This window comes from Achromobacter sp. (assembly GCF_036567245.1).
Lineage (GTDB): Bacteria > Pseudomonadota > Gammaproteobacteria > Burkholderiales > Burkholderiaceae_B > Achromobacter.
In genome coordinates, this window is record NZ_DATCUY010000412.1 from 1 (window position 1) to 12302 (window position 12302).

At 67.6% G+C, this 12302-nt stretch carries 12 protein-coding genes; 6 read left to right on the forward strand and 6 right to left on the reverse strand.

Features of this window, described 5'->3' with window-relative positions:
- Window positions 1-362 (forward strand): beta-eliminating lyase-related protein (locus VIR09_RS17605; RefSeq protein ID WP_332014040.1); only part of this gene is annotated, 362 nt, incomplete at its 5' end.
- Between the two features lie 42 nt (window positions 363-404).
- Window positions 405-1310: an EamA family transporter gene (locus VIR09_RS17610; protein ID WP_332014041.1), complete on the forward strand. Its 906-nt coding sequence runs from the start codon at window positions 405-407 to the stop codon at window positions 1308-1310.
- A gap of 83 nt (window positions 1311-1393) precedes the next feature.
- Here VIR09_RS17610 and VIR09_RS17615 read toward each other — a convergent pair whose 3' ends face one another.
- Window positions 1394-1690, reverse strand: a complete 297-nt coding sequence (locus VIR09_RS17615) for an acylphosphatase (protein WP_332014042.1) — start codon at window positions 1688-1690, stop codon at window positions 1394-1396.
- 159 nt (window positions 1691-1849) lie between these two features.
- On the opposite strand from VIR09_RS17615, the gene VIR09_RS17620 reads away from it, so the two are divergent.
- The 4 genes from VIR09_RS17620 (at window position 1850) to VIR09_RS17635 (ending at window position 6206) form a co-directional block, all read left to right on the forward strand.
- On the forward strand, window positions 1850-2746 hold the full coding sequence (locus tag VIR09_RS17620) for a phytanoyl-CoA dioxygenase family protein (RefSeq protein WP_332014043.1): 897 nt from the start codon (window positions 1850-1852) through the stop codon (window positions 2744-2746).
- A 205-nt stretch (window positions 2747-2951) separates the two neighbouring features.
- Window positions 2952-4115: an alpha-hydroxy acid oxidase gene (locus VIR09_RS17625; protein ID WP_332014044.1), complete on the forward strand. Its 1164-nt coding sequence runs from the start codon at window positions 2952-2954 to the stop codon at window positions 4113-4115.
- 105 nt (window positions 4116-4220) lie between these two features.
- Window positions 4221-5294, forward strand: a complete 1074-nt coding sequence (locus VIR09_RS17630) for an extracellular solute-binding protein (protein ID WP_332014045.1) — start codon at window positions 4221-4223, stop codon at window positions 5292-5294.
- A gap of 78 nt (window positions 5295-5372) precedes the next feature.
- Window positions 5373-6206: an AraC family transcriptional regulator gene (locus VIR09_RS17635; RefSeq protein ID WP_332014046.1), complete on the forward strand. Its 834-nt coding sequence runs from the start codon at window positions 5373-5375 to the stop codon at window positions 6204-6206.
- Between the two features lie 30 nt (window positions 6207-6236).
- Here VIR09_RS17635 and VIR09_RS17640 read toward each other — a convergent pair whose 3' ends face one another.
- The 5 genes from VIR09_RS17640 to VIR09_RS17660 are packed head-to-tail and all read right to left on the reverse strand — an operon-like array spanning window position 6237 to window position 12208.
- Window positions 6237-7517, reverse strand: a complete 1281-nt coding sequence (locus tag VIR09_RS17640) for an amidohydrolase family protein (RefSeq protein ID WP_332014047.1) — start codon at window positions 7515-7517, stop codon at window positions 6237-6239.
- A 49-nt stretch (window positions 7518-7566) separates the two neighbouring features.
- Complete coding sequence (locus VIR09_RS17645; protein WP_013390807.1) at window positions 7567-8517, reverse strand: ABC transporter permease; 951 nt, start codon at window positions 8515-8517, stop codon at window positions 7567-7569.
- A gap of 10 nt (window positions 8518-8527) precedes the next feature.
- Window positions 8528-9601, reverse strand: a complete 1074-nt coding sequence (locus VIR09_RS17650; protein ID WP_054455738.1) for an ABC transporter permease — start codon at window positions 9599-9601, stop codon at window positions 8528-8530.
- A gap of 49 nt (window positions 9602-9650) precedes the next feature.
- Window positions 9651-11180 carry an ABC transporter ATP-binding protein gene (locus VIR09_RS17655; protein WP_332014048.1) on the reverse strand — a complete coding sequence of 510 codons (1530 nt, stop codon included), beginning with the start codon at window positions 11178-11180 and terminating at the stop codon, window positions 9651-9653.
- Window positions 11177-12208: a BMP family protein gene (locus tag VIR09_RS17660; RefSeq protein ID WP_332014049.1), complete on the reverse strand. Its 1032-nt coding sequence runs from the start codon at window positions 12206-12208 to the stop codon at window positions 11177-11179. Before VIR09_RS17660 ends, VIR09_RS17655 begins: the two co-directional genes overlap by 4 nt.
- Window positions 12209-12302: the final 94 nt, after the last annotated feature.

Genomic DNA, 12302 nt, shown 5'->3' on the forward strand with positions numbered 1-12302 from the left:
GCCGCATGTTGGGCGGCACGCAGCGCCAGTCGGGCATCATGGCAGCGGCTGGCCTGGAAGGCGTGCAGACGATGGGCGGCCGGCTGGCCGAGGACCATGCCCGCGCGCACCGCCTCAGCGCGGGCATCAACCGCCTGGGGCCAGCCATTTCGGCCACCGAGCCACAGACCAACATCGTGCAGGTCGAGACCGCCGCGTCCGGCAGGAGCAATACGGAATGGGTCGCGGCGCTGCAGGCGGCGGGCCTGTTGGTGCGCCCCTGGGGCCGCACGCGGCTGCGCTGCGTGACCCATCGCCACATCGGCGACGCCGATATCGACGCGGCCGTGCGGGCTTTCGAAACGGTGCTGAACGCCGGCTGATCTGCTCCGTTCCGCGGGGTGGGCGCGATGCGATAATGCCGCATGACCACGACCCATCTTTCCCGAAAAGACTATCTCTGCGCACTGGCGGTCGTGGTCATCTGGGGCACCAACTTCGTCGCCATGAAAGTCGGCATGCGGGGCCTTTCCCCCATGCTGCTGGGCGCCCTGAGATTCGCGCTGGCGGCCTTCCCCCTGATTCTCTTCGTGCGCGCGCCGCGCCTGCCTTGGCGCTGGGTGGCGGCCTACGGGCTGGTGCAGGGGCTGGGCCAGTTCGGGCTGCTCTTCACCGCCTTGAAGTTCGGCATGCCGGCAGGCATGGCTTCGCTGGTGATCCAGACGCAGGCGTTCTTCACGCTGCTGCTGGCCGCGCCGCTCCTGCATGAGCGTGCGCAGCGCCATCACTGGATCGGGCTGGGCGTGGCGGCGATGGGACTGGCGGTCATCGCCGGCGGCCGCGGCGAAGGGCCGGGCCAGATGACCATGCTGGGCTTTGCGCTGACACTGGGCGGCGCGTTCATGTGGGCCGTGTCCAACATCATCGTGCGGCTGGCCAGCCGCAAGTCGCCCGGCTATGACCCGTTTGCCTTTATCGCCTGGAGCAGCGCCGCGCCGGTGCTGCCTTTCCTGTTGCTGGCCGTGCTGATCGACGGCTGGGAACCCGTGGTGGGCATGGTTATCGGCATGGGCTGGGGTGAGGTCCTGTCGGTGCTGTACCTGGCGGTGCTGGCCACTTTGGTGGCCTACACGCTATGGACGCAATTGTTGACGCGCCACGCCGCTGCCAAGATCGCGCCATTCTCGCTGCTGGTTCCCGTGGTGGGACTGTGGGCCGCGTCAGTGGCTTTTGGCGAGCGCCTGGAACCGCTGCAATGGCTGGGCGTGGCCTGCGTCCTGGCCGGCCTGCTCTTCAACCAGCTGGGCGGGCGCTGGCTGCGCACACGCTGAGCCGTCCGGCCGGCGTTTTTCCCACTTTCCTGGCCCTATCAGCCGAGCAGACTAGGCCATAACGCCGAGCAGACACGGCGGCCTCACAGCTGCTCGAAACGGATGTAACGCTTATCGGTGTACTCCCGGCGCGTGGTGATTTCTTCCACGCTGGCGCCCGGAGGGCCTCGCCGCAGCCATTCCAGCATGTGGTCGACCTGGTCGGCGGTGCCCTGCACCAGGGCTTCAACCGTGCCGTTCGGCAGGTTCTGCACCCAGCCCGTGGCGCCCAGCATGTGGGCGCGCCGGACCGTGGCGTGGCGATAGCCCACGCCCTGCACGGTGCCGGTGATCGTGACGTGCACGGTCTCGATATGGGTATCGGCTTTAGGGTCTTGCATTGTTTCTCTCTTGGATGAGGCGCCGCGCTCGGCGATGTACGTAGACGGTAGTGACTACGGCGGATGATCTATAGGCCCGGTGGGCGCCTGGCGATACGTTAGAGCTCATGTCAAAACGTGCCAACGGAAACACCGTTACCAGAGCTTGGAGAAGCCATTATGGAAGAGACCAGTTTGTTGTCGGAAGCCGAGACAGCGCGGTACAGGGAACAGGGCTACCTGGCCCTGAAGGACATGTGCCCGCAGGACGAGGTGGGTTACATCCGCAGGACGCTGCTCGACCTGTTCGCGAACAAGACCGGCTACAACGAGGGTGCGCAGTATGACTTTGTGAGCCGCGACGACCCGTCCAAACCCGCCAAGTTTCCCAGTTTGCACGATCCGCGCCATTATGCCCCGGGCCTCCTGAAGACCGAGTACCACGAGCGCACCCTGGAGCTGGCGCGCCAGCTGCTGGGGCCCGAAGCCGCCCTGTACGGCGAGCACGCCCTGCTCAAGCCCGGCCCGCACGGACCGGAAACCCCGTGGCACCAGGACGAGGCCTTCCGCTCGCCGGACTTCATCTACAACGAACTCAGCATCTGGCTGGCGCTGCAGCCGGCGACCCTGGAAAACGGCTGCATGCAGTTCATCCCGGGCTCCAACCAGTGGGACGTGCTGGAGCATCGTTCGCCGGGCGGCGACAAGACCCTGCATCCGCTGGAATGCTGCGGCGACTTTGCCCGCGACCAGGCGGTGCCGGAACCGCTGGATCCGGGCGGCATCACGGTGCACGACGCGCGTACCCTGCATTTCACGGGGCCCAACACCTCGCCGTCGCCGCGCCTGGCCTACATCCTGATCTACAACACGCCGCCGGTCTACAAGCCTGGACGCCGCGAGTTCCCGTGGCTGGAAGGCCGCTGGACCGACAGCCAGACCCGCAAGAAGCAGTGGCACAAGCGCGGCGGGCTGGCCGTGGACGTGATGCGGCGCCTGCCGGGCGCGCGGCTGACCAGCCCGCGCTGGGTGGCCTGGGCCACGATCCGGGCGGTGTCCAAGGTCTGGCCGCGATAACGGGGGCGCAGGGGCCGCAAGAGTCCCTGCGATAAGGGGGGCGAACGAGGCCGGCAAGCGACGCTTGCCGGCCTCGGCGCGTATACTGGGCGGCGTTGCGGGCCCTGGGAGGCCCGCGCAATCGCTGGAGCTGCCCGCAGCTGGCGGCCCGGCCTCTAAAAATAACGAGTCGCAGCTGGCGCCCCATCACTCCATAGATCACTCCATGACCGCTAACCTTTCCAAGATCACCTGCGTCGAAGATCTGCGCGCCATTGCGCAGAAGCGCGTGCCGCGCATGTTCTACGACTACGCGGATTCCGGCGCCTGGACCGAAGGCACTTACCGCGCCAACGAAAGCGATTTTCAGAAGATCAAGCTGCGCCAGCGCGTAGCGGTGAACATGGAAGGCCGGTCGCTGCGCACCACCATGGTGGGCCACGATGTCGTCATGCCGCTGGCGATTGCGCCCACTGGCCTGACCGGCATGCAGCACGCAGACGGAGAAATCCTGGCGGCCAAGGCGGCGGCGGATTTCGGCGTGCCCTTCACCCTGTCCACCATGAGCATCTGCTCGCTGGAAGACGTGGCGCACGCCACCAAGAAGCCCTTCTGGTTTCAGCTCTATGTGATGCGCGACCGCGAGTTCGTCGCCAACCTCATCGACCGCGCCAAGGCCGCCGGCTGCTCGGCGCTGGTGCTGACGCTGGACCTGCAGATCATGGGCCAGCGCCACAAGGACATCAAGAATGGCCTGTCGACGCCGCCCAAGCCCACCCTGCGCAATCTCATCAACCTGGCGACCAAGCCGCGCTGGTGCATGGGCATGCTGGGCACCAAGCGCCGCACCTTCGGCAACATCGTCGGACACGTCAAGGGCGTGGACGACTTGTCCTTGCTGTCGTCCTGGACGGCCGATCAGTTCGATCCGCGCCTGAGCTGGGACGACGTCGAATGGATCAAGCAGCGCTGGGGCGGCAAGCTCATTATCAAGGGCATCCTGGACGTCGAGGACGCGCAGATGGCCGCCAATAGCGGCGCCGACGCGCTCATCGTCAGCAACCATGGCGGACGCCAGCTGGACGGCGCCATGTCGTCCATCGCCGCCCTGCCCTCGATCGCCGATGCGGTCGGTTCCAAGATCGAGGTGTGGATGGACGGCGGCGTGCGCTCCGGCCAGGACATCCTGAAGGCCGTGGCGCTGGGCGCGCGCGGCGCCATGATCGGCCGCGCCTTCCTGTATGGCCTGGGCGCCTACGGCCAGGCTGGCGTGAAGCGCGTGCTGGAGATCCTGTACAAGGAAATGGATACGACGATGGCGCTGTGTGGCCGTCGCTCGATCGAGCCCGGCGACCGCAGCATCCTGCTGCCCGGAACCTACCCGAACTGAACGGTTCGGCGGCCCATGAGAAAAAGCCTGGATACGGTAGCGTGCCAGGCTTTTTTCGTTGGCGCGCCGCTCTGGAAGAGCGCATGAGCAAACGCAGGAGCCTTCATGACGCGTAACAAACAAGACGGGTCGCGCCGCCCGGGCGCGGGCAAGCGGCTGCTGAGCGCAGTGCTGGCCGCGTTGCTGTCGGCCGGGGCCGCGGCGCAGCAGACCACGCTGCATGTGGGCATGAACGGCGGCGACATGGCGCGGGTGTTCACGCAGCATGTGTTTCCGGCTTTTGAGCGTGCGCATAACGTCCGGATTGTGGTGGAGCCGGGCATATCGACAGAGGTGCTGGCGCGGGCCCAAGCCGAAAAGGACAAGCCGCGGTTGCATCTCATGTTTCTGGACGACGGCATCATGGCGCGCGCGATATCCATGGGGCTGTGCGCGCAGCTCAATGACGATCCGGTGTTGAAGGAGCTGTATCCCACCGCGGTGAAGAAGGACCGCATGGCCGCGGGCATCGATATCGGCATGACCGGCCTGGGCTACAACACCAAGGTGTTTGCCGAGCGGGGCTGGGCGCCGCCGACGTCGTGGATGGACCTCGCCGATCCGAAGTACAGGGGCCAGGTCGTGGTCCAGTCGGCTTCGAGCAGCACCTTTGGCCTGCATGCGTTCCTGATGATCAACCGCATCCTGGGCGGCGACGATCGGAACTACGGACCGGGCTTCGCGCAGTGGCCGACCGTGGTCGGCCCGAACGTGCGCGAATACCTGCCGGATTCTGCGCGGCTGGCAGACATGGTGCAGGCCGACGAGGCGGTGCTGTTTCCCTGGACGCCTACGGCCATCACCCGCCTGAAGAAGCGCGGCGTGCACGTCGAATACGCGCAGCCCAGGGAGGGCTCCATGATCCTGATGGTGGGCGAGTGCGTCGTCGCCGGCAATAGCGAGCCGGAGCTGTCGCAGAAGCTGGCGCTGTATCTGCTGTCCGAGCGGGCGCAGACCAAGGCGCTGGAAATGGGCGGGCACTTTCCGTCCAACCGCAGCGTGCTGGCGCCCGCCGACCATGCGGACGCGCTGCAGCGATTCCAGGGCTATATGTCGAACGCCAAGATACCGGACTGGGATCAGATCAACGAGACCCGGCCCGCGTTCAACGCGCGCTGGAACCAGGAAATCGGGCGCTGACGGCTCCTGTCCCGGGCGGGCCAAAAAGCGCAAAATCTGCAAAGGCCGGCCCGCTACATTGCTCTCCAAGGAGACCGCATGAAGCCCGCAACCCTGAACCACTATGGCCAGCGCCTGGAGCCCGTCCTGCGCTGGCTGGCAAGCCACCCTGACGCCGACCCGGACCTGTATCGGCTGGCCGAGCTGGCCTGCCTGTCGCCGTACCACTTCCATCGCGTCTACCGCGCCATGATGGGAGAGACGGTGAACGCCACCGTGCAGCGCATCCGCATGCATCGCGCGGCGGTGGCGTTGGGGAATTCCGAGGCTTCCTTGCGCGAGGTGGCGCAGCGCGCCGGCTATGAGTCGGACGCGGCGTTCAACCGGGCATTCGGGGCGACCTTCGGCATCTCGCCGGGGCGCTACCGGGACGCCCGCTCCCGTCCTTTCGACCCCCAGGAGCTAGGCATGTATCCCATCAAGATCGAAACTTTTCCCGGCGCAACGTTGGCGGTCCTGTCGCATCGCGGCAGCTATCAGGAGATCGGCCCGCTGTTCTCGCGCGCCTTCATGCTGGCCGTCAGCCGCGGCCTCGCGCAGCCGGATTCCATCGGCTACGGCGTGTATTTCGACGACCCCGAGCAGGTGCCGGCCAGCCAGCTGCGTTCCATGGCCGGCATGTCGGTGGCGCCCGACGCGGATCTGGGCGCGGAGCTGGAACGCTTCGAGATCCCGGAAGGCCGCTGCGCGATTCTGACCTACACCGGGCCGTACAACGAGATGGACAAGCCCTACAACTGGATGTTCTCGGAATGGCTGCCCGGCAGCGGCGAGGTGCCGGCGGACTTTCCCATGTTCGAGCAGTATCTGAACGATCCGCGCACCACGCCGCCGGCGCAGCTGCAGACGCGTATCTGCCTGCCGTTGAAGTAAGGCGCGGCACGGCCGCCGCGCCTTGCGCGCTCAGCGGGCCGGCGTCTGGAAGCTGACTTCGGCCGGACGGCCGGGCAGGTTCAGGGTCGCGGTGGCGGGCGGCGTGGTCGCCACCACCTGGCCGGCGCGCAGCACCATCAGGCGGGTGGCGCGCAGGCGCAGCGCTTCGACGGCATCGCGCGCCTGGAGCAGCACCAGGTCGGCGCGCTTGCCGACTGCCAGGCCGGTTTCGTCCAGGCCCAGGATCCGCGCTGGCGTGGTGGTGACGGCTTCGAAACAGGCGCGCATGGCGTCCTGGCCCGTCATCTGGGCCACGTGCAGGCCCATGTGCGCCACTTCCAGCATGTCGCCCGAACCCAGGCTGTACCAGGGGTCCATCACACAGTCGTGGCCGAAGGCCACCGGCACGCCGGCGGCCAGCAGCTCGGGCACGCGCGTCATGCCGCGGCGCTTGGGATAGGTGTCGTGGCGGCCTTGCAGCGTGATGTTGATCAGCGGGTTGGCGATGGCGGCCACGCCGGCCTCGCGCATCAGCGGGATCAGCTTGGAGACGTAGTAGTTGTCCATGGAGTGCATGGACGTCAGGTGCGAACCCGTGACGCGGCCTTGCAGGCCCAGGCGCTGCGTGTGGTACGCCAGCGTCTCGATATGGCGCGACAGCGGATCGTCGCTTTCGTCGCAATGCATGTCCACGCGCAGGCCGCGTTCGGCCGCCAGTTCGCACAGGATGCGCACCGATTCCGCGCCGTCCTGCATGGTGCGTTCGAAATGCGGAATCCCGCCCACCACGTCCACGCCCATGTCCAGCGCGCGCTTGAGGTTGTCCAGGGCGCCGGGGGCGCGCAGCACGCCGTCCTGCGGGAAGGCGACCAGTTGCAGGTCCAGGTAGGGCTTGACCTTCTCGCGCACGTGCAGCAGCGCTTCCGTGGCCAGCAGGCGCGGGTCGCACACGTCCACGTGCGAACGGATGGCCAGCAGGCCGCGCGCCACGGCCCAATCGCAATAGGCCAGCGCGCGCTCGACCAGCGCTTCCTGGGTCAGCAGCGGCTTGAGTTCGCCCCATAGCGCGATGCCTTCCAGCAGCGTGCCGGACTGGTTCACGCGCGGCAGGCCGAAGGACAGCGTGGAATCCATATGGAAGTGCGCGTCGACGAAGGGCGGCGCCACCAGTTGGCCCGCCGCGTCCACGGTCTGCGCGGCCTCGGCCTTCAGCGATGGCTCCAAGGCCACGATGCGGCCGTTGGCGATGCCGATGTCGATGTTCTGACGGCCATCGGGCAGCGTGCAGTGTCTGAGAATCAGGTCGAGCATGGTGTTCCCTGCGGAAGGTTTCTGTTGTTCATGGTACTGCGCGCAATCTTCAGCGCTCTCCTTTACGGTAGGGCTTCATCAGCGCCTGCGGGTAGGCGGCGCGGCGCGCCATCACCACCAACGCGAGGATGGACAGCACGTAGGGCAGCATGAGGTAGACCTGATACGGCAATTCGGGCAGGCCGGGCAAGGCCGCGCCGCCCTGTTGCATGCGCAATTGCAGCGCGTCGAAGAAGGCGAAGATCAACGCGCCCAGCAGGGCCTTGCCGGGCCGCCAGGACGCGAACACGACCAGGGCCACGCAGACCCAGCCGCGGCCGTTGACCATGTTGAAGAAGAAGGCGTTGAACGCCGCCAGCGTCAGGAAGCTGCCGGCCACGCCCATCAGCGCGGATCCCGCCACGATGGCGCCCATGCGCAGGCGCGTCACCGACAGGCCCTGCCCCTCGGCCGCGGCCGGGTTCTCGCCCACCATGCGGATCGCCAGGCCGACCGGCGTGCGGTTCAGCACCCAGGCCAGGATGGGCACCGCGGCCAGCGCCAGCAGGGTCATGGGCGTCTGTCCCGCCAGCACCGGGCCGATGAAGGGAATGCCGTCCAGGAACTTCATTTCGGCAAACGGCGTGATCGTGGGCGGCGTGGTCACGCTGGGGAAGGTGACGCGGTAGGCGAAGTAGCTCAGGCTGGTGGCCAGCAGCGTCACGCCCAGGCCGGACACATGCTGCGACAGGCCCAGCGGCACCGTCAGCACCGCGTGCAGCAGCCCGAACACCGCGCCCGCAAAGGCGGCCGCCAGCACGCCCACATAGAGCGGCGCGCCCAGGTACACCACCAGCCAGCCGGTGAAGGCGCCGGCGGCCATGATGCCTTCGATGCCCAGGTTCAGCACGCCCGCGCGCTCGCACAGCAGCACGCCCAGCGTGCCCAGTATCAGCGGCGTCGCCAGGCGCAGCACCGCCACCCAGAACGCCGAAGAACTCATCAGATCCATCCATTCCATGGCGCGTTCCTCAGGCCCGGTTGCGGCGCAGGCGGTACTGCGCGAATAGCGTCGCGACCAGCATGGCGAGCAACGATGTGGCGACGATGACGTCGGCGATGTAGTTCGGCACTGCGATGGCGCGGCTCATGCTGTCCGCGCCCACCAGCATGCCGGCCACGAACAGGCTGGCCAGGATCACGCCCAGCGGGTGCAGGCCGGCCAGCATGGCCACCACCACGCCGGTGTAGCCATAGCCTGGCGACATGTCGAGCGTGACGTAGCCGGTGCGGCCCGCGACCTCGATCGCGCCCGCCAGCCCGGCCAGCGCGCCGGACAGCATGGCGGTGCCCAGCATCACGCGGTTCACCGGCAGCCCCAGGAAGCGCGAGGCGTGCGCGTTGGCGCCGACCGCGCGCATCTGGAAGCCGAACACGGTGTAGCGGTTCAGCAGCCACAGCCCCAGCGCCAGGCCGGCGGCCCACAGCAAGCCGGTGTGGGCGCGGGTGCGCTCGATCAGCTTGCCGAGTTCCAGGTCGCCGTTCAGTGCCACCGACTGCGGCCAGCCCATGGCCATGGGGTCCTTCATGGGGCCGTCCAGCATCATCGACACGAACAGCAGCACGATGAAATTGCCCAGCAGCGTGGTCACCACTTCATCCACGCCCAGGCGGGTCTTGAGGATGGCGGGAATCAGCAGCAGCAAGGCGCCGGCCAGGGCCGCCGCCAGCATCATGCCGGCAAAGAGCGCGGGCACTGGCAGGTCGAAACCGGTGCCGTCATGCAGGCCGCCCACCGCCACCGCAGCCAGCGCGCCCAGGTACAGCTGGCCTTCGGCGCCGATGTTGTAGAAGCGCGCGCGGAACGCCACCGCACAGGCCAGGCCGGTCAGCATCAACGGCGTGGCGCGGGTCAGCGTTTCGGACAGCGCGAAGCGGGAGCCGAACGCGCCCTCAAACAGCAAGGCGTAGGTGCGGCCCACGGGGGCGCCCGCCCAGGCCACCAGCAGGGTGCAGACCGCCAGCGTGAAGGCAATGGCTGCGAAGGGCGCCAGGGCCAGCGCCAGGCGGCTGGGCTCCGGGCGGCGTTCCAGGATCAGTTTCATGCGAGTAATGCTCGGTAGGGGGTGGAGTCGCGCGGAAGGGAGCGGGTTTTCATCCCTGCGTGCCCGTCATGGCCAGGCCCACCGTGGCGGGCGTCCATTCGGACACCGGCTTCACGGCGATCAGCTTGCCGCCGCACAGCACGGCGATGCGGTCGGCCAGCGCGAAGATCTCTTCCAGGTCTTCGGACACCAGCAAGACGCCCGCGCCGCGCGTGCGCGCCGCCAGCAGCTGCTCGCGCACGTAGGCGACGGCGCCGATGTCCAGGCCCCAGGTAGGCTGGTCGGCCACGATGAAGCGCGGTTCCCGCGCCAGCGTGCGGCCCAGGATCAGCTTCTGCATATTGCCGCCGGACAGGCTGCGCGTGCGCACGTCGAGCGACGCGGCGCGCACGTCGAACTGCTTGGCCAGGGCCTGCGCGTACGCTTTGCCGGCGCGCGCCCGGATCAGGCCCCAGCGCGCGAAACGCCGGTCCTTCAAGTCTTCGACGATGGCGTTTTCCCACAAGGGGCTGTCGCCGATCACGCCTTCGCCATGGCGGTCTTCCGGGATGCGGCCAACGTGGGCCGCGGTCCAGCCGGCCGGCGTCGTGGGGGCGGCTGCGTGCTCGGGGCCCAGACGGATGGTGCCGTCGGAGGGCTGGCGCAGGCCGGTCAGCACCGATACCAGCGCCTGCTGGCCGTTGCCGGCCACGCCCGCGATCGCCACGATTTCGTGCTTGTGGACCACCAGGTCCAGGCTGTCCAGGCGCGGCGCGCCATCGCGGCCGTCGCGCACCGTTACTTGCGACAAGGTCACCACGGGCGCGGCCTGCTCGGCGGCGGCCACGGCTTCGGCATGCGGCATGACGACCTTGCGGCCCACCATCAGCTCGGCCAGTTCGGCCGGGCTGGTGCTGGCGGTCTCGCGCTCGGCCACCAGCTTGCCCTGGCGCAGCACCGCCACGCGGCCCGACACCGCCATCACTTCGTCCAGCTTGTGCGAGATGAAGATCACCGCCAGGCCTTCGTCGACGAAGCCGCGCAGGGTGGCGAACAGGTCCTGCACTTCCTGCGGCGTGAGCACCGCGGTAGGCTCATCCAGGATCAGGACGCGCGCGCCACGGTACAGCGCCTTCAGGATTTCGACCCGCTGCTTCTCGCCGACCGACAGCGTGCCGACGCGCGCGTCCGGATCCACGCCCAGGCCGAAGCGCTGGCCCAGTTCAACCAGGCGCTGGCGCGCCTTGCCGCGGCCGGATGCCAGCTTCCACAGCGATTCCGTACCAACCATGATGTTGTCCAGCACGGTCAGGTTGTCGGCCAGCGTGAAGTGCTGGTGCACCATGCCGACCCCGGCCGCCAGCGCGGCGTCGGGCCGGCCGGCGGGCAAGGGTTGGCCAAAGACTTCGATGTTGCCGGCGTCGGCCACGTAATGGCCGAACAGGATCGACACCAGGGTCGATTTGCCGGCGCCGTTCTCGCCCAGCAAGGCCAACACTTCGCCCTGGCGCAGCGTGAGCGATATGTCGTCGTTGGCCGTGAGGCTGCCAAAACGTTTGGTGATCCCCGTCAGCTGCAGGGCGAGAGGCGCTGGTTTCATCGTGCCGAGGACTTGGGTTCTTTGTCGTTGACCTTGACGGTGAAACCGCCGTCCAGGATGGCCTTCTGCTTGGCCTGCACCTTGGCCATCAGGTCGGCCGGGATCTTGCTCTCGAAGGTACCCAGCGGGGCCAGCGACGAGCCCTTGTGCTTCATCAGCGAGTACTGGCCGTAGTCATCGGCCTTGAACGTGCCGGCGCGCACCTGCTTGAGCGCTTCGTCGATGGTCGGTTCCATGCTCCACAGCGCCGAGGCGACCACGGTCTCCGGATACTGCTGCTGCGTGTCGATCACGTTGCCGATGGCCAGTTTGCCGCGTTCCTTGGCGGCATCCGACACGCCGAAGCGCTCGGCGTAGAGCACGTCCGCGCCCTTGTCGATCATGGCGAAGGCGGCTTCCTTGGCCTTCGGGGGATCGAACCAGGAACCGATGAACGTCACGGTGAATTCGGCCTGCGGGTTCACTTCCTTGGCGCCTTCAATGAAGGCGTGCATCAGGCGGTTCACTTCGGGGATGGGGTAGCCGCCCACCAGGCCGATCTTGCCCGTCTTGCTCATGCCGCCGGCGATCATGCCGGTCAGGTAGGCGGGTTCCTGGATGTAGTTGTCGAACACCGAGAAGTTGGGCTGTTGCGGCTTGCCCGAGGAACCCATCAGGAAGGCGGTCTGCGGATAGTCCTTGGCCACCTTGCGGGCGGCGGCTTCCACCGCGAAGGCCTCGCCCACCACCAGCTTGTTGCCCTGCTCGGCGTACTGGCGCATCACGCGCTCGTAGTCGGCGTTGGTGACGTTTTCCGAGAACGTGTATTCGATCTCGCCGCGATCGCGCGCCGCGACCAATGCCTTGTGGATGCGCGACACCCATTGCTGTTCGACCGGCACCGTGTAGATGGCGGCGACCTTGGTCTTGGCGGGCGCCTGGGCCTGGGCTACGCCCGAGAACAGCAGCGCGCCGGCAGCGGCGGCAGCCAGCTTGAGCAGGCCGCGGCGGGCGATGCCAGCGACGGACGGGGTGGAAAAGGCTTTCATGCGGGTGACTCCTGCGCAGGGAAGGAAAGGGATGGGGATTGAAGGCGATGCGCGCTCGGCGCGGGCCCGCGCGCTGCTGAGGCGCGCGCACAGC